The organism is Terriglobia bacterium (assembly GCA_020072565.1).
Lineage (GTDB): Bacteria > Acidobacteriota > UBA6911 > UBA6911 > UBA6911 > JAFNAG01.
Window position 1 is genome coordinate 86,415 of the sequence record JAIQGI010000016.1, and the last position, 23,526, is coordinate 109,940.

General features: G+C 59.8%; 11 protein-coding genes. 3 read left to right on the forward strand and 8 right to left on the reverse strand.

Translation table 11 applies throughout. From position 1 onward, the window contains the following. Nucleotides 1–325 precede the first annotated feature (325 nt). On the forward strand, nucleotides 326–3,619 hold the full coding sequence (locus LAP85_11640; GenBank protein ID MBZ5497046.1) for a PAS domain-containing protein: 3,294 nt from the start codon (nucleotides 326–328) through the stop codon (nucleotides 3,617–3,619). A 264-nt stretch (nucleotides 3,620–3,883) separates the two neighbouring features. Here the strand turns inward: LAP85_11640 and LAP85_11645 are convergent, their stop codons facing one another. Both LAP85_11645 and LAP85_11650 read right to left on the reverse strand, forming a co-directional pair. Further along, nucleotides 3,884–5,425, reverse strand: coding sequence for a peptidase S10 (locus tag LAP85_11645; GenBank protein MBZ5497047.1), 1,542 nt, complete (start codon nucleotides 5,423–5,425; stop codon nucleotides 3,884–3,886). 25 nt (nucleotides 5,426–5,450) lie between these two features. Further along, a complete protein-coding gene (locus tag LAP85_11650) occupies nucleotides 5,451–7,118 on the reverse strand; it encodes a peptidase S10 (protein MBZ5497048.1) in 1,668 nt (555 codons plus the stop codon). Nucleotides 7,119–7,593: 475 nt separating this feature from the next. On the opposite strand from LAP85_11650, the gene LAP85_11655 reads away from it, so the two are divergent. Then, nucleotides 7,594–8,574, forward strand: coding sequence for an acetamidase/formamidase family protein (locus LAP85_11655; protein MBZ5497049.1), 981 nt, complete (start codon nucleotides 7,594–7,596; stop codon nucleotides 8,572–8,574). 151 nt (nucleotides 8,575–8,725) lie between these two features. Here LAP85_11655 and LAP85_11660 read toward each other — a convergent pair whose 3' ends face one another. From LAP85_11660 to LAP85_11675, 4 genes are all read right to left on the reverse strand, one after another. Further along, nucleotides 8,726–9,502 (reverse strand): hypothetical protein, encoded by a 777-nt coding sequence (locus LAP85_11660; GenBank protein MBZ5497050.1) that lies wholly within the window; start codon nucleotides 9,500–9,502, stop codon nucleotides 8,726–8,728. A 652-nt stretch (nucleotides 9,503–10,154) separates the two neighbouring features. After that, the gene (locus LAP85_11665; GenBank protein ID MBZ5497051.1) at nucleotides 10,155–10,784 is read right to left on the reverse strand and encodes a sigma-70 family RNA polymerase sigma factor; all 630 of its coding nucleotides are present in this window, start codon (nucleotides 10,782–10,784) and stop codon (nucleotides 10,155–10,157) included. A 669-nt stretch (nucleotides 10,785–11,453) separates the two neighbouring features. Further along, nucleotides 11,454–14,390 (reverse strand): insulinase family protein, encoded by a 2,937-nt coding sequence (locus tag LAP85_11670; GenBank protein ID MBZ5497052.1) that lies wholly within the window; start codon nucleotides 14,388–14,390, stop codon nucleotides 11,454–11,456. Nucleotides 14,391–14,465: 75 nt separating this feature from the next. Continuing rightward, entirely contained in the window at nucleotides 14,466–14,792 is a 327-nt protein-coding gene (locus LAP85_11675; protein ID MBZ5497053.1) for a hypothetical protein, read from the reverse strand. Between the two features lie 485 nt (nucleotides 14,793–15,277). Between LAP85_11675 and LAP85_11680 the strand changes: the two genes are divergently transcribed. Continuing rightward, on the forward strand, nucleotides 15,278–16,258 hold the full coding sequence (locus LAP85_11680; protein ID MBZ5497054.1) for an MBL fold metallo-hydrolase: 981 nt from the start codon (nucleotides 15,278–15,280) through the stop codon (nucleotides 16,256–16,258). Nucleotides 16,259–16,382: 124 nt separating this feature from the next. Here the strand turns inward: LAP85_11680 and LAP85_11685 are convergent, their stop codons facing one another. Together LAP85_11685 and LAP85_11690 are read right to left on the reverse strand one after the other, a co-directional pair. Then, complete coding sequence (locus LAP85_11685; GenBank protein ID MBZ5497055.1) at nucleotides 16,383–22,559, reverse strand: hypothetical protein; 6,177 nt, start codon at nucleotides 22,557–22,559, stop codon at nucleotides 16,383–16,385. Between the two features lie 253 nt (nucleotides 22,560–22,812). Next, complete coding sequence (locus LAP85_11690) at nucleotides 22,813–23,514, reverse strand: hypothetical protein (protein ID MBZ5497056.1); 702 nt, start codon at nucleotides 23,512–23,514, stop codon at nucleotides 22,813–22,815. Nucleotides 23,515–23,526 lie beyond the last annotated feature (12 nt).

Consider the following 23,526-nt stretch of genomic DNA (forward strand, 5'->3'; position numbering starts at 1 on the left):
TGATCCGGACGTCTGGCCAGGTCAGGGTCACGAAGGTGGTGCTTTGCCGCCGACCGCAGGTCGATGTAGACCATGTGGCCCGATTGCCATTAGCCTACCCAAATGTTGTGCTTTTTGACCTCGCACCTTTGGTGACTCTTTCCGAATTTCCGGCGCGAACGCAAGAATATGCTGGCCTAAGAAGAAGCTTCGGTTATGCTGAATTGATGTGAATTCAGCGTGGCCGCCGGGCAAAAGTCCGTGTCCCGAAAATCAATACTCCGCGGCCACGGGCACACTGCCGGCGGGGAATCTCCTGGACGCCAAGCGGACGGGGAGGATAGTGATGCGACTTCGGCATTCATTGACTGAGCCGCGTACTGCGAGGACGATCGCCAGGCTGGCAATCGTGACCGTCTTTGCGATCAGCTTCCTGGCCCTCTTGGGATGGATTTTGGACATCACCCTGCTCAAGAGCATCAGCCCCCGGTGGATCACCATGAGGGTGATCACGGCGATTTGTCTGGCCCTGCAGGCAATCGAACTGGCTCTTTTGCAGGAGAAGCCGTCCAACGTTCGCAGTCTCCCGATTCTTCAAACGCCCGCGGTACTGGTGTGCGTGGTGGGTTTGCTGATTACCGTGCTGTACGTCGTCGCGATGGTTACAGGGCAGGACCCATCCCTGGTGAACGCGCCATTCCTCGGCCTTTTTTTTGCGCCTCCCAACCGGCCGGCGTTGCTGACCGCGATCCTTTTCGTGGTCAGCAGTTGCTCCCTCATGTTGCTGGCGGCCGGCGGTCGCCGGGGGGCGAATATCGCTCATGCCGTCATATTGCCGGCCGCCATCGCGAGTTACCTGGTGCCGGTCAGCTACCTTCTCGATGTTCAGGCGATGACCGGCTGGCTGGACATTCCGGTGGCGCTGAATACCGGCATCGCTTTCTGCGCCCTCTGTATCGCAATTCTTTATCTCCGTCCGGATACCTGGCTGATGAGCGTGCTCACTGGTGAACATGCCGGTGGCGTTATGGCCCGCCGGCTCCTGCCGGCCCTCCTCATCATTCCGCTTTTGGTCGGCAGATTGCGGCTGATGGGAGAGCGTGCAGGCGCCTTCGCTTCGGAAATCGGTGTGGCCCTGGTAGCGGTCGCTTTTACCGTCTGCCTGCTCTGGCTGGTCTGGATGAACGCCAGATCGGTCAATCGGACGGACGAGAAGCGGCGTGAGGCGGAGGATGCTCTGCAAGAGCGCGAAGAGATCTTCCGGCTGTTCGTCCGGCATGCTCCGGCAGCCGTAGCCATGTTCGACCGCGAGATGCGTTACCTCGCCCACAGCGACCGGTGGCGACATGATTACGGCCTGGGGCAGGGCGAGATCATCGGGCGCAGTCACTACGAAGTGTTTCCCGAAATCGAAGACCGATGGAAAGCCGTTCACCAGCGGTGTCTGCAAGGAGCGTCCGAGAAGTGCGAGGAGGATCAGTTCGTCCGGCCTGATGGCCGGATTGAATGGCTCCGATGGGAGATCCACCCCTGGCGGACCGGCGACCAGCAGATCGGAGGCATCATCATTTTTTCGGAGGTGATCACGGCCCGCAAACGCGCCGAGAGGAGTCTGGAACAGCAGCGCTCCCTGCTACAGACAATTTTTGAAAGCGCCCAGGGGCCGGTTTTCTCTGTCGACCGTAACTACTGCTACACCAGCTTTAACATGCAGCACGCCGAAGTCATGAAGGCGCTTTTCGGCGCAAATATCGAGATCGGGCACAACGCGCTCGATTACCACACGGTCACCCGGGATCGCGATGCCGCGCAGAAGAACCTGGACCGGGCGCTGCGCGGCGAACGGGTCACGGTCGAGACGATTGCCGGTCAGGATGAAACAACGCGACGCTATTTCGAGATCTCCCACAATCCGGTCCGGGATGCGAGCGGCAACGTGACGGGAGTTGCGGTCTTCGCACTGGATCTGACCAAACGAAAACGGGCCGAGAATGCGCTGCTCCAGGCCAAAGAAGAGTGGGAACGGACCTTTGAAAGCGTGCCCGACCTGATAGCAATCCTGGACAATCAATTCCAGATCATGCGCATGAACAAAGCCATGGAAAGGCGGCTGGCCACTTTCCCGAAAGGGTGCACCGGTCTTCAATGCTATGAGCACGTGCACGGCGCGAAAATCCCGCCCGCTTTCTGCCCCCATGTCCTGACCCTGGCGGACGGTCGGGAACACATAGCGGAAGTCCATGAAGACCGCCTGGGCGGCGACTTCCTCGTCAGCACGACCCCCATCTCGGATGCGCAGGGGCGCATGATCGGAGCAGTGCATGTGGCCCGCGACATCACGGAACGCAAGCGCGCGGAGGAGGCTCTCCGCAAGGCGAAGGATGAATTGGATCTGCGGGTGCAGGAGCGGACCTCTGAACTGTCACAAGCGGTCACAACCTTGCACGAGGAGGTATCCGAGCGCATCCTCACGGAGCAGGCCCTGCGCGAACGGTCGGGCCAGTTGCAGTTGCTGGCCGCGCAGTTGACTCTGGCCGAGCAGCGAGAGCGGCAAAGGCTGGCGCAGGTTCTGCACGATGGCCTCCAGCAAATCCTGGTCGCCGCAAAATTCCGGCTTGTGCTGGTGGACCGCAGCCAGGATGTGAGTCGGACGGCCGAGGAGGTGGCGGACCTTATCGACGACGCCATCGAGACTTCCCGTTCGCTCACGGCCGAACTCAGCCCGCCCATCCTGCGCCAGGGCGGGCTGGTCCCGGCGCTGGAATGGCTGGCACGCTGGATGCGCGACAAACATGGGTTGAGTGCCAGTCTCCTGGTACCCCGGCAGATTCAGCCCGCGCCGGAGGAAGTGACTGTCCTGCTGTTCCAGGCCACTCGCGAACTGTTGTTCAACGTCGTCAAACACGCCGGGGTAAAGTCGGCTGCTGTGATAGTCACCCAACGGGAAGGCCGGATCGAGATCGTGGTCGATGACGAGGGCGGGGGATTTGATCCGAGTCAGCTCCGGGCCCAGGGAGGCAGCGGCGGTGGCATCGGCCTGTTCAGCATCCGCGAGCGCCTGAGTCTGCTGGGTGGAAGGATGGAGATCGACAGCGCCCCGGGACGAGGCAGCCGCTTCAGGCTGGTCGGTCCTGAATCGGCGCCCGCGGAGGAGGCGGGCCAGCCACTTTCCGAGCGACCGCCGCGGGTGTCCGTGGTCATGTCTCCGCAGCGCGGGCCGGTAACGCCCGGCGCGGAAAAGAAAATTCGTGTCCTGCTGGTGGATGACCACGTGGTCATGCGCCAGGGTTTGGCTGGATTACTGCGAATCACGCCCGACCTTGAAATCGTAGGCGAGGCATCCGACGGCGAAGCCGCCGTAAACCTTGCCCGTCAGATCCGTCCCGATGTCGTCCTCATGGATATTAACATGCCGGGGATGGACGGCATTCAGGCTACGCGCATTATCCACAAGGAACTGCCCGAGGTCCATGTCATCGGGCTGTCCATGTTCGAGGAGGGCGAGCAAGCCGCCGCCATGCGACAGGCCGGTGCGCAGGGCTATCAGACCAAGAGCGGTCCGTCGGACGCCCTGATCGCCGCCATCCGATCCTGTATTCGCCCGGCGGAAAAGAACGCCCTCAAAAAAAACGCATCTTAGCCTGAACTCTTCATGAAGTTCGATGGCAAGCAGAAAAAACCAGGGAATCGGCCGCCGGCCAGGACCGAACGGGCGGCGCCGGTCAGCGCTTTTCCGCGTCCAAAACTGCATTTTGGTCGCACATTCATGAGTAATACGGGCTAAGCCGGGGAAAAAAATCGAGAAATCGACGCCCTGCATCAGCGCCCCATCCATATCTGAGCGGTTGCTTCCAAGCTGCCAACCTGCCGGGAAACTCCCGAGATACAGAGCGGTTCTTAGCTCTCATTTAGGCAACGAGGCCCGCACGAACTTCACCAGGTCGGCGTGGTACTTTGCCGCTGAGGGCTGGTCGATGTAGACCATGTGGCCCGACTCATAATATCCCAGCGAGATGTTGTTCTTCCTGATTTCGTCCGACACTTTCAGGTGGGCAATGGTCCACTCGACGGGATAGAAGGGGCAGGCGAAATCGTAATACCCCATGCCCACGAAAAGATGCATGTGCGGATTCTTGGCAAAGGCGTTCTCCAGGTTGACCACTGTGTTGTATTCGCCTGACCACGGCGGTGCGTTGCCCGAGAGGTAATAGAGGTTGTCGTTTTTGTAGGCCAGGTCATTGCGAATGTAGGCCTCGAAGCAGACGAGGAAACAGTTGGTGATGTTGGCGTTGCTGAAATCGAAGCTCGTATTGGTGTCGCCGGCATCGATCTGGTAGCCGGCAAGGCGCGAGTCCAGACGCGAGGTCATCATGTGCCGGTCGCGCAACAGCTCGGTGCTGAACGGCCCCAGCGGGATGAGCAGGTTGTTGGCGTCGATAAAGGCCTTCGAGAGTCCGGTGAAGCGCGCAAAGTTGTTCAGCACCTTGTCGCGCTGGGCTTGCGAGGCGCGGGCGCCGTCAAACAGATACTCCAGGTACTCACCCGAGGCAAACTGGCGCGCCTGTTCGGCCATCTGGTCTGCGGTGAGTTTCTGCAGCTCCGGCCCGAGCTTCTTGTGATAGTGAGCGGTCATGATCTCCGTCGGCAGCGTGGTAAGCTGGCGCTGTATGCCGGCTCCTGCATTAGAGTCGATGACCGCCGACAGCAGCATCACGCCGTTAAGAGGCATGCTCCGGTCGGTCAGATAGCCGGCCAAACCCGCTGCGCGAGTCGTACCATAGCTCTCGCCGCCGACCAAGAGCGGCGAGCCCCAGAGATTGTATTCATTCAGGAAGCTGCGGATGAACTCGCCGAAGGCGGCCAGATCGTTGTCCACGCCACCGAAGTTGGGACCCCAGGTGGGCCGGTCCGGACGGCTGAAACCTGTGCCCATGGCGTCGATGAAGACCAGGTCGCCGGTATCCAGCAGGCAGTTGGGATTGTCGACGTAGGTGTACGGTGGCGGCGTCGCCAGGCCGTTCGAGTTCAGCTTCACCACCTTGGGACCGAAGGCGCCCATGTGGAGCCAGATGGTGGCCGCGCCCGGTCCGCCGTTGAACAGGAACCAGACCGGCCGCTTGCTCTTGTCGGTGACGCCGTTTTTGGAATAGTAGATGTAGAACAGGTGTCCCTCGCTCACGCCGCTGGTGGCGTTGCGGATGGGCATGAATCCGACGTGGGCGGTGTACTGGATCGTCTCACCGCCGAGCGTAATCTGATGCTGCGTCGTGATCGGCTGCGGCGGATAGTTGATGGGCTGCATCTCTTCCAGGCTGTAATTGAAGCGGAAGAAATTGTTGGGCGCGCTGCCGGCGCCCCGGCCCTGCGCGAAAGCGCCGACAACCATGGCCGCGATGAGGATGACGCAGCTGCAAAGCGTCGGGTTGAATCGTCCGTTGTATCTCATGGCATTGCTCCTTGGTTTCGTGCGCTTATTGGCGTGCCGGTGATATCGCTTCGTTGATAAATCTGGCCAGGTCGCTATGCAGTTTGGCCAGCGCCTTGTTGTCAAGATACGCCATCTGGCCGGCCTCGTAATGACTCACGGTGATATTGTGAGCGCGGACTTCCGGCGACACGTTCAGGTGCGACAGGGTGAACTCGGTCGCATAAAACGGCGCATTGAGATCGAAGAAGTTCACTCCCACGAACAGATGCAGGCGCGGGTTGCGGACGAACAGGCCGGCGAGGCTGGCGTCGTCGCTCCCGCTCGAAGTGAAGGTCCCGATGCCGCCGCTCAGCAGATAGTAGATGCTGCCGCTGCCGGCAAAGGTGAGCTCGCGCCGCAAGTAGGCCTCGTACGCCGTCAGGAAGCCGCCGGCGAGGTTGATCTGGTTGTAATCAATCGCGGCCACACCACCCCCGCCGCCGAAGCCGCCGCGTCCTCCGCCGCTGCTCCCGGGCACATAACCGGTCACGCGTGCGTCCGAGTTCGAAAGCGCCCGGCGCTGGTCGCGCAGCAGTTCAGGGGTGAAGCGGGCCAACGTGATGCGCAGGTCGTTGTTTACGATAAACGCCTTCGAGAGTCCGGTCAGCCGTGACAGGTTCGCCACTACCTTGGTGCGCTCTTCCGACGTCATGCGGTCGCCCTTGTAAAGTGTGCGCAGGTACTCGCGCGCCGCGAACTGCCGGGCTTGTTCCGCGATCTGCTCGGCGCCGAGCGCCTGCAATTCCGGCGCGAGTTTCTTGTGGTACCAGGCGGCCATGACTACGCTCGGAAGCAGCGTTAGGTACTGTTCGTCGCCGGCCAGAGCGTCGGCGGCCGGCGTCATCGAAAGCAGCACCACGCCATCGACCGGGATTTGGTGTTCGATAAGATAGCCGGCCAGGCCGGCCGCTCGTGCCGTGCCGAAGTCCTCGCCCGCGAGGAAAAGCGGTGAGTTCCGGCGGTTGTAGTTGTTCAGAAAGCTGCGTACGAACTCACCGAGCGAAGCGATGTCGGTGGCCGTGGTCCAGAAATCGGGTCCGCGGCCCGGCTGGTCAGGCCTGCTGAACGCCGTGCCCACCGGGTTCACGAAAACCAGATCGGCCTGGCCGAGCAGGGTGTAGGGATTATCCACCCAGCCATAGGGCGGGAGCCCGGGAGTGCCGTCCGCCGCCCACTTCATCCGCTTCGGACCCAACCCGCCGAACTCCTGCCAACCTGCCGCCACGCCCGGCGCGCCGCCCAGGAAGAACATCACCGGGCGCGCCGAGGCGTCGCTCACGCCATCCCTGGCGTAGTAAGTGAAAAACAGATGCGCTGCCGATTGTCCCGTCGTCGCGTTGCGCAGCGGCATGTGGCCCGCACGCGCGGTGTAGGCGAGCGCTTCACCGTTGACGGTGATCTTCTGGTGAGTCTCTGCCGGCGGGGCATCGGGAATCGGTATCCCTGAAGACGCCGTCGTATCATAGTTGTAGAAACCGGTGCCGCCGCCTCCACCTCCACCGCCGCGCCCGCCTCGACCGGCAGCACTCCCCGGCGGCCCGGCCTGTTGTGCTGCGGCGCCTTGCACCGCCGCGCCCCGGCCAGCCTGGACGCTGCCGCTCCGGCCCCAGGCGCCGAACGATAAACCAAGCGTGATCACCAGCAGGAATTGTCCGTTCCGTATGCATCGCATCGTAATCTGCTCCTGACCCAACCCGGTGATATAACCTTTAGCTCGGGTTTGAAATTGCGCCTACTGCCACCCCAAAGACTTCGCCGCCGGCTCCGCAAATTCTGCCGGGATTTCAACGGCGCCGGAAATACGCAAACGCCGTTGCCCCCGCCGCGGGCCTTCTTGCTGTGGACATGGGAGTCACCACCATTGGGATACTATAACAGTCCATGCAGCCGGATTCTTCTACAGTTTTGAGAGAGAGCGGATCAAATTGTTCTGGCTTGGCCAGGTCGCCGGACGTAAATTACGAGTCATCATGAAATCCGAGGGTCAGGAATTGACCGCCCCGTCTGCACTCGATTCTGAGAGTCCTTGATGGGCGTGGCCTCTCCGCCCGGGAAAGAAGGGAGATTAACTCTACTTTATGTATCTACGAGGTGGCTCAATGCGTCGTAGCTTGGTTTTTGGGATTGCGGTTCCATGGGTTCTGGTAATGTCGGTCGGAGGGCAGACACCGGTGCCGAAGACACATCGGCTGGAGGCGACCCCAGCGACCGTGGCATACGGTTATTACTGGTCGGAAGCGAAACCCGCTCTCCGGATCGCATCGGGCGACATCATCGATGTCGATACCTTGCTGACGAACAGTCCGACGGGGCTCGCAAGGGCCGGCCTGCCGGAAGCCAGGATTCAGGACTCATTGAGAGCCGTTGTTGCCGAGGTGACGGGAGACAAACGCGGGCCCGGCGGGCATATCCTGACCGGTCCGGTTTACATCGAAGGCGCGGCGCCGGGGGATACCCTTGAAGTAAAAATCCTCTCCATCGATCTTCCGATTGATTATGGGTACAACGGCTGCAGCGGTTTCGTTCCGGAGAACTGTGACCGGTCGGCAGGGTCGAAGATCATTCAGCTCGACAAGAAGACAATGACGGCGGAATTGTTCCCCGGCATCGTCATTCCGCTGCGGCCGTTTTTCGGCAGCATGGGCGTGGCGCCGGCTCCCGAGCTCGGCCGAGTCAGCAGCACCCCGCCGGGCAGGCATGCGGGCAATATCGACCTCAAGGACCTCGTCGCGGGTTCGACACTCTATATTCCCGTGTTCGTCCCCGGAGCGTTATTCGAGGTTGGCGATGGGCACGCGGCACAGGGGGATGGCGAAGTGGACCAGACGGCCATCGAGACGTCATTACGAGGCCGGATTCAACTGACGGTCCGTAAGGACATGAAGCTCTCGTGGCCGCGGGCGGAAACGGCGACGGACTTTATCAGCATGGCGATGGATCCGGACCTGGCGATTGCAGCGAAGACGGCGATCCAGGAGATGATTGATTTTCTGGCCGGCGCGAAGGGGCTTACGAAGCATCAGGCCTATCAGGTCGTGAGCATGGCCGGGAATGTGGCAATCACGCAGTTGGTGGACAAGCCCAACCTCGGAGTTCACGTGAAAATATCGAAGGGTATCTTCAAATAGCCGGGCCTGCCAAGCCCTCTACATCCAACTCCCGGAAATCGGAAATGAGGTGGACACGGGACGAAACCCATGATTGCCTGCAAAAGCCTGGATGATACCGGCATTCTTGCCGGTCATTCTTCTGAGCGCGGCTCCCGGTTTGCGGACGTGCTCAATCAACGATTTTGGCGGTGACGATCGCAATCAGAGCGCTATCGCTTCTGGCGAAGGCGGTCTTGCCTACGACCACAAGCTGGCCCGGGCGCAGGTCCAGATTGGTTTGAATACCGGCGCTCGGAGTCTTCAAGTTCACATTGTTCAGATGGATGACATCCCCCTTTTCATCGTGGCTCAAGTAGGAAGCGTTATAGGAGAGTGTGTACGTTTGAGTGACAAGGCCAAGGCTTTCCGGCTTGGTTTCACTGTTCGGCACTGATATGGTTGGCCCTGATATGACGCCGTTGGTACTGCCGGATTCTCCGATGCGGTTGCGCAGGAAGGCGGTATCCAGTAGCCGATAGGACTTGTAGTTGAAAGTCGCGCGCAGCTGCTTCAGTGCAGGATCAATTTGTTGCGGGAGATTTTCTGCGCTACCTGCCACATCGCTTGCAAAAAGAAGATAGACGGTAAGCTCTATGCCCCTGGTCACCGGTGGGGCGACGTCAAGCCTCCTTATCAGGCCCTCCATCTCATTGATCCGGTCCGAATCACCGGCCAGGATCAGGACTTTGTTCCGGGAATCGTAAGTTATTACCGTGCCGTTTGCCTTGGCGATGGGATCAAGGGTGGTCTTGATTGAGTAGGGATCTGCGGACTTCACTTCAATAGATCGGGTGATCACCTTTGCAGGATCTTGTTGTGACGATTGTGCTGCCTGGGCTCGGGATTCCGTTGCCGCCAGGCACCACGCGACTGCTACTGCCGCCAGCCAAATTCGTTTCTTTGTCATCTTCCTACTCCTTTCGGGCTTGCTAACCAGATGATGATGACGTTGGGATCAGGGGTTTCTAATTTCATGAAAACATCGTCCAAGATCACGGAAGCCGGGGGCCCAGGCGGCTTTGCGCCCTCCGCAAGAGGGACGGTTTCCCGGGCAAGCTCGTTGGATGGCTGCATTCTCCTTGCATTGGAACGTCTCATGTGGGGCAAAGTCCCCGCCTGATTCACAGCTGGTTTCATAGGTCCGGCAGAACGCGGTTTGATTTGAACCGGCATTTGAATAACTTGGGCCGGTCTCTCCGGAACCGGAACCTGCAACACCTGTGGTGTGGAAGTGTTCCGCCACCACCAGACAGAGGTCGTAACTGCCGCCAGAATGACAACCGCCAAAGCCGACCGCCAGAACGGCATATGCATCCGGACGCGTGGAACTTCCTGCTCCCGGAGCCGATGCAGGACCGACCGCCGCACGCGAGCGAAATCGTCCTCTTCAAACTCAAGATCACGGAGCTCGGTCATAGCCTGACAATCTTGTACGTAGCTTTTCAGCCGGCCCGAGCACGCGGGGCACCCGGTAAGGTGCGGCGCAAGCTCACGGGTTTCCCTGGCATTCAGATCGCCCCGAGCCATTAGTGCAATCTTCTCTTCTTCGATGTGCCCTCTCATCCTGTTCTCCGCATAGCGCGTTCGCAGTAACGCCGCACCTTGACGCGCGCGCTTGAAATCTGGGTGCGGACCGTCACCGCGGAACTCCCCAATACGCGCGCGGTCTCCTCGGTGCTCAGCTCCTCGACATCTCGGAGCACCAAAGCCGCTCTTTCCTTAAACGGCAACGACTGCAGCGCGCGGCGCAACATCTCCTTCCGTTCCCTCAGGTCCACGCCCGTCTCGACCTGGTCTCCAGTGGGGAAACCTGGTTCATTCCCGGCGTCATACTCCTCCAGCGAAGTCTCCGTCACTCTTCTGCTCTTTTTGGCTAGATCCCGGCAGACGGTGATCGTCACCCGATAGAGCCAAGTCTGCACGGCCCCGGGATTGATGCGGGGCAGGTACCGGTAGAGCTTGACGAAAACTTCCTGGGAGGCATCCTTTGCATCCTCATATCGATGCAGCATGCGCGCCGCCGTACACAGGACTTGCCTTTGATAACAGATCATTAGTTGTTCGAAAGCATAGGTCTCCCCTGCCTGAGCACGCACTACCAGATCGCTGCTCCGGGTCGCAGAGTCCTCCCTTGTTTTCAGTTTTTCATCTCCGGCAATCCGCAGAGCGCCTGCTGCATCGGACAACATTTTGTATCCGGGGCTAAGAGCACCTATCTACTTACTATAGACTGATGATTCGTCGAAAACGTTGAAAGGAAATCACTGCCGCTTCTCGCGGGCATGTGAATTCTGCGAATTCGGTAAAGAAGCCCGGGAGTGGGACCATGTCCTGGAGGTATCGAGCCCCCGGAGCTTCACTCTGGCACCTTTTCCGGGCTTTTAGCCCGAATTATTCGTGAAGCAGAACCGGACGCCGGTTAAAGGCAACACAATTGGATTCGGACAAACCCTGGCAGGAGCTTTTGCCGTCCTGTTTGCCCGGCAAAAGCTCCTGCACGCCGACCGACACCGAACGGTCAGCGTCTGTCAGCGTTTTTCCACGTCCAAAAATTTCTTTTGATCGCATATTCATGAATAATCCGGGTTGGGAAGGACAGGCTGCGGTTGCACATAATCCCACAGCCCGGTCCCGCGGCAGGCCTGCCAGCAAGATCGCCGGCAAGCAGTCGGCAAGCCGACACCAAGACTCCGGAGGCCTGTAAAAAAACTCCGAGCGCAGCTGGTTATGGGGATGCGCAGGTTTTACAGGGTTTTTATCCTGAAAATCGCGCGTGTCCCTGCTTGAAATTCCATGGGTTTCACCGAAGAATCACGTGAAACCCATGGGATCTGTGTTGGCGGTTTGCATCAGAAAAATCAAGCAGCCGGCCGTTGCCGGATGGCCGGGGGATCATCCCGGTTCTTTTCGATGGCATAAGACTCTGACTTCGTCTCCGGGAACAGCGTCACCTTCACGTAATTGTCCGGGGTGAGGTACGACCGGGCCGCATCCCAGATCATCTTTGCATTCAGGGTCTTGTAAAACTCGCCCAGACCGAAAAACTCCCCGAGATCCTGGGGAACCTGGTAACGGAGATAGATCTGGCTCAGCAGATAGCTGTTCTGCCTGGAATTTGTTTCGAAGTCCCGAAGCAGCGCCTCCCTGACGTCGCTGACCTGTTTCTCGCTGGGACCGCTTTGCTTCAGACTCTCGATTTCCTGGAAGACGACTTTAACCAGTTCATCCGTGCGCTGCGGATTGCAGCCGAACTGGATCGTGAATGAGAACTCCTGGCGTGGGATTATCGTGTAGCTCGGGGCTACGCTGACGCCGTAGGTCCCGCTCAGGTCTTCTCGCAGCACCTCGCGCAGTTTTGTATCCAGGACCATGCCGAGTGCCCGGATCGCAACCCGGTTGTTCTGGTTGTACTGGAACGGCCCGCTGAACACGATCGCCGCCCGGCTCTGCGGCTCGATCCCCTTTCTGACCACCTTTTCAACGACGCCTTTCGGCGTGTGGATCCCCACGTCTTTCCAGGTTTCGTTCCGGTGCAGCGCGGGCAGCGAGGCGAGATAGCGCTCGACGAACGGTCTCATCATTTCCAGGTCGAAACTCCCGACGAAAACGAAGGTGAAGTCACCGGCATCGGCGAAGCGATCCTTGTAAAACGCCAGCGACTTCTCGAGATTCATCTGATCGATCATCTCCACGGTCAACATGCGCGCCCGGGGATGGTTCTGCGTCAGTGTCGACTGGAGCGCCTCGCTGAAGGCATAGGCAGGGCTCGCCTGCTGGTTCGCCAGGACGGCCCGCCCCTGCGCGAGGTGGGCGGCAAACGCTTCCTTGTCTGAGCGTGGCGCCATGAACCGGAGGTAGATGAGCTGAAACATCGTCTCCAGGTCTTTCGGCGAGCAACTGCCGATCAATCCTTCTTCGAGCTCGGATATCAAAGGGCTCACCGTCGCGATTTTTCCGGCAAGCACCTTCCGGAGGTCGATTGCGTTGAAATTGCCCAGGCCGGTGATGGACATCACCTGAGTTGCGGTTCTCGCCGGTATGAAATCCTCATCGCTCGCGAGGGAGGTCCCGCCCGGGCTGGTCGCCCGGAACACGATCTCATCCATCTTGTAGTTCGTCGGCTTGAGCACGACCTTTACGCCGTTGGAGAGGTCCCACTCTGTGATGCCGAACACTTCCTTGGGGGTGGTCTTGACGATCTTTCCCGGTTCGGGCAGCTTGTCGAGGAGCACCTGGTTGCCGACCGTATCGACGTAGGCGCTGATCTCCTTGGTCCCGACACCCTTGACCACGGCCGCAAGCTTCGCCTCGTCGGGCACCACGACGCCGGCCTTCTCGGGAGCGCTGACAACAATTACCCGGCTTCTGTCGCTCAACCAGTTTTTCCCGGCGTTGTTTACCTCATCGAGCGTGATTTCGGGCAGGAACCGCTGATGGAGCGCATACTCGAGGGGTGGACCGGGCAATGTCTCCTTCTGTGTGAAATTCCGGACCAGCTCGTCGGCCAGGGTTGCCGACTCGTGCCTGTCGGTCTCGGCCAGATACCGTTCGTAAGTGCGCAATGTTTCCCGCTTCTGGCGATCGAGCTCCGTCGCGGTAAACCCGAACCGTGCGACCCGGTTCGCCTCCGTCAACAGCGCATCTAGAGCGCGGTCGATACCACCCTCCTTCGGGATCGCGTTCAGCATGGCAGCTTCCTTCGTGCGGACAAAGTTCGACCAGCCCGCGGCGCCCATGACGAACGGGGCGTCCGGCTTCTGGGTAAGGTCGGACAGGCGGCGGCTGAGCATTCCGGCTGCAAGCCGGTTCACGATCTTGTACCGGTAGACGCCGACCGTTCCCTGCTCATGAAGCGGCAGCTTGTTGTAGACCGAGATCGACGTCATCGTAGCTTCTTTGTCCGTGGCGATGGCGTAGAGTGTATTGGGATGGTCGGGGACATTGTACGTTGGCCGCAGCCTGGGGGTCTTCGCCGCAGGAATCGATGCAAAATGTTGCTTGATGAGGCCCTCTACCGCAGCCTTGTCGAAGTCGCCCACGGCGACGACGGCCATAAGGTCCGGCCGGTACCAATCTTTATAAAACCGCTTGAGCACATCGTATTTGAACGTCTCGATGGTCTCCTTTTTGCCGATGGGCAGCCGATCGGCATAGCGCGCGCCACTGAACAGGATCGGGAACTGCTTGTCATTCATCCTTGCGCCGGCTCCCCGTCCCAGCCGCCATTCTTCGATGATGACTCCGCGCTCCTTGTCGATCTCGGCTGGATCGAGAGAGACGTTGTGCGCCCAGTCCTCGAGAATCAGAAATGCCTTGTCCATCACTTCCGGCTTGTCAGTCGGAATCGTGAGCATGTAGACCGTTTCATCGAAGCTCGTGAAGGCATTCAGGCTCGGACCGAAACGCATCCCGATCGACTCCATGAAATTGACGATCTCCTGCTTCGCAAAATTCTTCGTGCCGTTGAAGCACATGTGCTCAACCATGTGCGCCAGGCCGAGCTGGTCGTTGTCTTCGAGTACAGAACCCGCATTCACCGCCAGGCGCAACTCCGCCCGCTTTTCTGGCAGCTTGTTGGTCCGGATGTAATAACGGAGCCCGTTGGGAAACCTGCCGATGGTGATCCGTGGATCGACGGGTATCTGCTGGGTAAGCGATAAGGCATTCGCCTGCGCCTGAGTCTGAGCCTGAGCCGGCGCAGGGCTTTGAGCCACCTGCTGCTCTGCCGCAGCGATGCAGAAGACCGTAATCAGCATCGACAGCAGCAACACCTGGATCTTTCTGTGGAGACTCATTTCTCAGCCCTCCTCGAATTGATAATGAATTGCTTTTTGATGTTGGCGACAGAATATCACTCATCACGGTGGCGGTCAGCTGGAATAATCCTCGGGGATACTAATATCGCGTATCGACCGTCTTGCGGATGTCCGGCAGGTTTGAGGTTGCCGGTTGCCCCTTTGCCCGCCTTCCGCTGTTTTTAGCTCGACCTGACATCCCATTTTTTCATAACCTGTTCTTCGATAGACATGAAAAATCCCAATGCCAAATCTCTTCCCAAACCAGTAGTCAACCCCCCCACCGAAATTCATGGCGTTCAAATGGCCGCTTCGGAATAGCAGCGAATAGCCTCCGGTGATGAACGGCGCGATTTTGGCCCCGGCTTTTTCGAAGCTGTAAAGCCCATTGATGGAGAGCATGCCGATACCTTCACCTTGGAGTCATGCCGCTGCCATTTCATCTCTGAAAAGGACACGGTTTCAGCGCTCTCTTGCAGCTTATTAAATGTCTTGGCGGCAAGACATAGAGACGAAGGTTTCTTAAACCGAGAAAACGGGCCTCAAAACTAAACGCAAACCCTATGCTCACGTGCAGTATTGAGATCAATTCCTGCAGGCTCAATTACTTCCTCAGGTCCGGCACCGATCACGCACCGATCACGTATGCCGGCTTGCTGAGCATGATCGCCGGAGCCTGGACTAACTGTCTCCGATGTATAATATACAGCTGTGGCAGTCATGGAAGGGCAGAGCTGCCTATGGGGAGTCGACGCCTCTGAGCCGGAGCAGAGCGGTCCTGGCACCGGCGCTTTGTCCTCGGAGGCATTACCTGTTCTTCACCTGCACTGCCGGCGGCAGGTTTGGCATCAGCAAGCGTAAGACGAGGTAAAGAGGCTCTGCCCGTGATGCGTATGGCGATCTTTGCTGGTTGGTCGTGGCTTCTGTTGTTACTGAGTGTGGTCTCTCCTCTTTGTGCACTACAGGGCGCCAGGCCGGCGCGACCGGAGGCCAAGGGAGAGCCACTGCAGCCGGACTGGTGCGGCCAACTGCCCCGCCCGGGATACAAGGCCCTCGATCGCGTCTCTCTTGCCGACCATTGGTTTGAGGTTTATCGTATTCGCCCCGGTGTTTTTGCCATCTATGAGCCTCACCAGTACGAAGAGGTGATTTCCTATTTGATTGTCGGCTCACAGCGTGCCCTGCTCTTCGACACCGGCATGGGCATGGGCGACTTGCGCAAGATCGTCACCCAGCTTACGCGCCTTCCGATCATCGTGCTGAACTCGCATACGCACTTTGACCACATCGGTGACAATTGGCAGTTTCAGACTATCCTGGGCGTAAACATTTCCTACACTCGCCACAATGCTGGAGGCGCCACCCATGAACAGCTGCGGGACGCGGTCATACCCGAGCGATTCTGTGGCGATCTGCCGCCAGGGTTCAAGCCGGAGGGTTATGCGATCCCTCCGTTTAAGATCTCAAGCTATGTCAAGGAAGGGGAGGTGCTCGACCTCGGCGATCGCAAGGTTGAAGTCCTGCTGACGCCTGGCCACGCCCCCGATGCTCTCTGCCTGCTGGACCGTAAAAACAGGCTTCTTTTCACCGGCGATACCTTCTATGCCGGTCCCATTTTTCTCTACATACCCGACACCGACGTAACGGCCTACGGCCGCTCCATAGAAAAGTTGGCAAAACTGGTTCCGCAATTGGATCTTCTACTGCCATCGCACAATTTCCCTGAAGCGAAGCCGGAGATGCTCACGCGGCTATCCGATGCCTTTCGTCAAGTGCAATCCGGGAAAGCACAGTTCACGCTCACCGGCGGTCGACGCGAATACAAGTTCGATGGTTTCTCGCTGCTGATGGCCGGCACCAAGAAATAGGATCGCCTCCGCCTCCACGGAAGCAGAAGGAACCCTCACTGATTTCGCGGACAGGCGCGAATGGCGCCGCTGCGACCGGACTTGTCGCCACTTCCCGAGAAGCCCGCAGGGATCTGAAACATTCTCAATCGGCAGTCCCGACCAGCGGCAGCGAGCCGATGTAGACTTCACCGGTGGTGCCATGGATGGAGAGAACGTCGCCAGTCTGCACGCGATGCCGCACCTCCCGGCGGTCGTCGACAAATACGGCCTCGTTCTTCCGGGGGTTGACCTTGAGCCCCGCTGCTCCCAGCACGGCGCTGAATCTCTTGTGCTCGATGCCGTTGACCGCCACCGCGGCGTGGGAAGTCGAGCCGCCCTTGGCGGTCAACACTCCGTCGGCAGACAGTATCAGCGGAATGTCGTCCGGTGTCGGATTTTCCAGCACCAGCAGCACGCCGTCCACGTCGTCGCGCCCGGACTCGACGATCGCCGTCATCTCGCGGCGGCTGGGCTCATCGAAGGCGACGAGCCCGCGAAAGCCGCCCCCGCGCACGCCGTTGCCGCGCGTGAGCGCCTCCCTGCGTCCTGCGAAGTTGCAGACCTTTTTCCCCTCGACCGTCTCTGCCATGCGCGTCTGCAGGATGCTGAGTTCGCCACGCTCGACGGTGAACTCGATCTCCTGGTCAGTGCCCATGAAGCTGCGCAGCGCTGCTGCGATATGCTTGATCCGCCGGTGCAGCATCGGCATGGTCCTGGGCAGCTCACTGATCGGCTGCAGCGAGTTGATGCCCGTGACGCCGCCGACCAGGTCATCCCCGGCCGCCGAGAATTTGATTTCGCCGGCCAGCGCGGGAGTGCCGCTCCTGGTCATGGTGGTACGCGGGATCACGCCGGTAAGCGAAGCCTGGGTTTCGTCCATGCCTTCCCCGACGTAATCGTTGCGGCGATTGCCGGAGGCCATCTCTTGCACTATGACTGCGGTGTGCCAGCCGTGACACAGTCCCTTGAGTTCGCGATAGCGCTGTGCCCGCTCTGAATGCCAGGAAGCCAGGACCGCCCGGACCGCCGCGAACAGCTGTTGCTGGGGATCACTCAGTAGAGCGTCCAGTTCCGCGCCGAATCCTTTATGGCGCAAGATTTCCTTCGACGCCTCGGCGATCTCCCTCATCGTCTCCCAGGGTAGCTCGTGCTTGAAGCGTACCTTGTGACGCTCCTTGGCTTCCTCGACCAGGCCGAAGGTCTCCATGTCGACCTCCCAGATTGCCTTGCCTATGGAAGCAAGGAAGCGGCGGTAGGCGTCGTAGGCCTGCCATGGGTCGTGTTCGGCCAGCTTGGCTGCGATCCGGTCGTTCATGCCGACGAAGACCACGGTAGAGAGCATTCCGGGCATCGAGAATATCGAACCCCCGCGCACGGCGAGGAGGAGCGGCGTGTTCGCATCGCCGAACCTCTTCCTCTGGCCGCCGGTCTGAGCCAGATCGCGCTCGAGGATCTCGAGGTGATGCAGGATTTCCTCGTTGAGACGGCCCGGCTCCGGATGGCCAGTTGCAGTGCGGGCGAGGCTTGCAGGCAGAATGAAGCCATCGCGCGTCGGAATATTGAGAAGGCTGATGTAAAGAAGCCCGCTACCCTTGCAGCCATAAGCTTCCCGCAGATTCACTCCCTCGCCCGTCTGGACGAGAATGTCTTCCCGGCGAGAAATATGAAGGATCGGGGGTGTTCCTCCGGCCGACGGCAATGGCGGTGCGCCTGACCTCAGGCTCGCACTCCCCGGTAGGCTGCGAACATGGGCCCGAGCGATGTCGCAGAATTGTGCGATCGCCTCCAAATCATGCAGATACCGTTTGAAATTGCCGACCAGTGCTATCAAATCCTGGTCGCTTAAGCGCAGCCGCTCCGCCATCGCATCGTAAGGAGCCGTCGTCTGGCGCAATATCTTGTGGTACAGATGCTGGATGTGATCCAGGACATTGGTGATTTCCTCACGGTCTCCCGCGGTGTCCGCCAGCATGGCGCCGAGATCGTCGAGTTCGCGCGAGGGAAAGCCGTCGTAGCTGAGGTTAATGATCAGGCGGCGAATGATGTTGAAACATCGGTCGAGGTCCACGCCGTGCTGTTCAAATTCGGCAGCCGTTCGGCGCAGCATCAGATAGCCCATCTCCTCGAGCAGGCAGTCAAGCTGGTAGAAATGGCAACGCATCTCCTCAAAGCCGCCGAGTTCGATCCTGCGGTGCACTGTCTGCCGGAACGCACAGATGTGCGCAAAAGCCGCCGTGGAAACCTGCTGCTGGCAGGAGTCGATCACCGCCTGGAGCTCACGGAAAAGTTCGTCCTGGTAAAGCCCTTTGAGGGATCGTATCACGCCCTCGATACATACGCTCGCCCGCTGCGCCCAGAATTCGGGATCGAAGTTTCCGTCATGGAACTCGAGGAGCTCAAGCTCGGCCAGTTCCTGGCGCAACGGCGTCTCGATCTCCGGCGGCAGCGTGAAACTGTCGATTTTGCGCTTGATGACTCTCAGACGGTGGCGATAGATCCAGCTGTTCTGCGCCCGGATGCCTTCTGAGATCAGGGTCTCGAGTTCGTGGTCCAGGCTGTTGCCGAACTCGCATCGTAACAGGCTCTCGGCGTAGAACTCGCGCCACTCTTCGATCCGGCTCAGGGTTTCCGAAGTGCCGAGCAGCTTCTCCAGGTCGGCGACCAGGCGATGGAAAATCCCGGCGAGCGCATCCCGGTGCGGCGCTTCCAGATCTGAGGGTGACAGCTCACAGAAGCCAAGCTCGGCGAACGGCTGCGGATCGGAGGTTTCGAGATAGGAGAGGTACGCCCGCGCCAGGCGCAGGGTGCGCTGGCCAAGCGCATGATGGCTGCTGCGGCGAATCTCGTTGATGATCGCACTGCCTCGGACCTGCACCTCCGCCAGCTGGACGGTGATGTTCCACACCTCATCGATAAGGTTGGGACGGAGCACCAGAGCCGACAGATTGCGGACCAGAACGCGCGTGATGAATCGCAGCCGTCGGCCATAGGGGCCATTGAGCAGGCGTGCCAGCTCGTCCATGAGATTACGTATCTCGGGTTGCAGGTTCTTCGCCCCGATAAACGCCCGGGAAACCATGCCGCCAAGGTTTGCCACCATGAAATGGAGCAGATAGTTGGCTTTGTTGATGTTGGCGCATGAGTTGATCTGTGACAGCAGGGCGGCTATATCACGGATCCGGGTTACGTCGATCTCATCGATCCCTTCATCCTCAAACTCGTAAAGCTCGTCTTCGAGGTCGATGGGCTGAATCAGGGCGGTCCCGGCATCGAGTCCGGCAAAGCGCGCGATCAGGGTGTCGGTCAGGATGGTGCCGGGAGACAGTTTCCTCGGCGCGAGCGGGAGGGCTTTATGATTGGAGACGACGTAGGTCACCAGGTTGCTTTGGATCACGTAAGGGACGAGGATCCGCTCGCCGGCCCGCAGTACCCGGTTGTTGGCAATCTCGAGGCGGCGGCCGCCGGCACAGAAGGTCTCGATGTCGATCAGAAAGTCGCGCAGCGCAGCCGCCCGCCCGGTTTCGTCCGGGTGCCGGAGGGCTTGCGCGAGGGCTGCGGTGACCGTGGCGATCTCCGCCTGCTCGGTTCCTGCCAACAACTCAGCGAGGCGCGCACCAGGATCGATGAGCGGCGCGGGCATCGGCGCTGAAGCCGCCATTGGTCGCTCTTTCCGGTCGTCCCCTGGTGCCGGAATCGCGAGCGCTTCCCGAGTTTCTCCGGACGGGACTTCCCGGCTGGCTGCATCTCCCGCATAGATCCCGGCAAGGCGTCGGATCTCGATGTGGAGAGGGCGCCCTGCATCCTCGAGCACCCGGTTTGCTGCACGCAATGCCCGCACGTAATCAGACCACTGACTGCCGTCGATCGGCACCGTGCACTCGGCGGCCAGGCGCCCAATCAACCCGATCATTTCCTCGCGCAGGATCTCATATAGCTGCTTGCCCTGAATGTGGGCGATCGCCCGGCCCAGCGCGAGGGATGCCGAGAGTATGGCGTTCATCCCGAGATTCTGCTTGCGCTGCATGACCGCAACCGCCCGCTCCGGTGTCCGCTCTTCCGCGAGCTTGCCGCGCCGCTGCGCCATGCGCAGTTCCAGCGCCAGCAGCTCGCGGTCGATGTCGCACAGCGTCCGCGTGGCCAGATTGCGTCCCTCGAAATAGGGGGCGATCATCTGGCGGATATTGTCCACGGCGTTCAGACAGCCTTTTCCCTGATAGCGTCGCGTGCGTTCAAAGAGATTGCGGAGAGCCTCATCGCCGGTCGCCACAACCCGGTCGAGATCCACACCCTTTTTGAAGGCGAAAACCTTCGACTCGATTTCGTCGAAGAGCGCACCATGAGCGTCGATCAGCTCCAGATGCTCGGCCCGCTCGATCACCGCATCGACCAGATGGATGGCCTCGCCCGTGCCTGCTGAAGTGCCCAGCGGCGTCGCCCCCCGGAACTGCAGGGCAACCCCTGCCTCAGGCAGCGCCAGCTCGACCTCGACACCCACGGTCGGAATGCCGGCATTGGTGGGTTCTTCGTAACCCCAGACCTTGCGTACCAGCGCTCTCTGCCCTTCGATCAGCGCCGGAACATCCGAGGCATCGGGCGCCCGGCGCATCAGCGCAGCCACGGCCTGGTACTTGACCAGCCGCTCGGTGTTGGCACCGCCGCCGCATTTGAGCCCCAGGGCGTTGACCGCCAGCGCGATATGAGCTTCCATGTCGTCGTTGGGGCTCTTCGACCGGTGTGAAACCACAAGGTCGAGCCCCTTACCGAGCGCCACCAGCATGGCGATCAGCGTTTCATAGAGCGAGCCGATCTGATTGGCCTTGATCAGCGCCGTGTTGATCAGACCCTGCCCGGCGGCCATCTCGATGGTGCGGTCGTTGGTGGTGACCAGGTCGTCGCCGATGATGAACAGCTGGTCGCCGAACTTCTCGAGCAGCTTCTTCCAGCCCTCGACGTCATTCTCCGAAAACCCGTCTTCGATGGACAGGATGGGTATGTCGTACTGCAGGATTGCCTGTTCGTAGATCGCCAGCACGCCGTCGCGGTCCAGCACGATCTTGGCCTTATCGCGCCAGAAAAGGTACTGGCCGATGGCACCCGGGATGTTGTTTTCCTCACGATACGCGATCTCGAGCTCGCTCATGGCGGGGTCGAGAGCAATCGCGACGTCCCTCCCGGGACGAAGGCCGCACTCCTCGATCGTCCGGCGCATGAGGGTCCACAGCCGGACTTCAGGGAGCGGATAGTCGCGGCGATCGATGTAGGGCGCCAGCCCGCCCTCCAGACCTATCCCCATGACACGGCAACCTTCCTCCTTCTCGATCACTTCCTTGAGCCGGTTCTGGAGACGCACAGTCATTTCCTGCGCCTCCTGGAAATCGGAGGCCCCGAGGATCAAGAACATGGCCTCCTGCATGCTGATGTTTGACTCGGGGTATTCTCTTTCGGTGTGCCGTCCTCCCATGCCGCAGTTGCGAAATTGCCAGGGGGCGGTGACCATTCCCAGACGCGGATGCACTGCCTGCTGCAGGCGTTCCTCCAGCATCCGGCGCTTCATGCGCCGTGCCAGCTCGTGCCATTTTCCCTTTTCCGTCTGGGCAGCCACCTGCGCAGCCGACACCCGCGCACGCGCCTCGCGCTCCCTGAAATCCCTGTACTTGCCGCGATCCGCCAGGCAGAAATCAAGCAGCCCGACGATGCCGATTCCCAGGAACAGCCGTCCCAGGTAGATGGCCAGCGCGGTCTCGGTCAGGAGCCCCAGCGCGATCAGCGCCACAGCCGGGGGGAGTGCGACATACGCCAGGTTGCGGCTCGCGCGCGGCCCGGCAGCTGCCACCGCGAGGTTATAGGGAGCGTCCGGATAGTAGTTCAATGCCTCGCGCCGGATCCCTTCTGCTCTGCCAAAAGGCGCCAACAGGAAAACACGGGCATAGTAGAGGAGCCGCGGCAGAAGTGGCCGCTCGAGCCGGCGTTGCACTCGTGCCGCCAGAGACTCGCTCAAGGCATTGAGCCGTGCTGCCGTCAGAAAGTGTCCCATCTCGTGGACGGCAATGCCGGTGTGGAAACTGATGTAGAGAAAAACAGCAGACAGAATCGTCTCGGGGCTCCAGAAAATGAAGCGCAGCACATCGGACTTGAAGATCGAGGCAGCCGGGAGTGCCAGAACCGAGGAGATGAAGGCGACATGGAAGGACACGAGGATGTGGTTTGCGATCACCCACCCTTCCTGGAGGTGTGCGTCGGTGGACGGAGCGGCCTGTTTCGTTCGTTTCGCAGAGAGCATCGCATTTCTCCTCTGCAAATTTGCAATGCGCTTGGTGTCGGACCCGAAGAAGGAAAACAGCTACATCAGCTACATTAACACAGGCTCCTGATAAAGCCCTAAGATTCGATTTCTGCCTTGTTTCTTGACCGCACGGCTCGAAAAACCGGCACGGGCTCCTCCCCGCGCGGACTGCGTGTCCAGGACGCTCCTAATTGCAGAAAATAGAGCCAAAAATCGGGTTCAAGATTCTCTTTTACCTGGCCTCCATATCTCAGCGCTTGATCTCCGGATAGTAGGACGATGGATGCAGACGCAGCCAGAGGTAGTCGTAGACGCCGTCCGGCAAATCCTCCATCAGTTGAAAGTTGTAGACTTCGGTCGGGCCGCCGGCTTGGGGCACATGGCTGACTACCTGGAAACGAAAGCGATCCGGCTGGCTGAAGCGTTCGATGTCCGCGAGCCGCCAGTACCGGGAGTCTCCCACTTTGGACGATTGAAAAATGACCTTGTCCGCATAGATCCTCAGCATCCCCATGGCGCCGACGATCGTGTGCAGATGCTTGACGGGTATCTCGAACGCCGGCTTTTCCCCTTCTTCGGGAATGACCGCGAGCTCCATGGGCCTCTTCACATGGGAGAGGAGGAACGCGCTGAGTGCCGGATCCGCCTGCTTGTCAAGCAGGGTGAATTCGAACACCTTGTCCTTGCCCGCCCAACGCTTTTGATCTTCGTAGGTGACCACGGAAATCTCCGTCGGCGATTTGACTTCAACCACGCGGATTTCTTCGAACTTCCACCTGCGTGCATCTTTGGCATGGGAAGTCTGGTACTCCACGCCCTCGGGTGTGATCTTCAGCGTTCCCCGGCAGTCTTTGAGTATGTGGCGGTGCTTGACGGCGTACTCGAAGCTTTGTGCCAGGGAAACCTGGGTAGCGGATAAAGCGAAAATCAGGACCACAATCGATCGAAACATAGGACCTTCCTT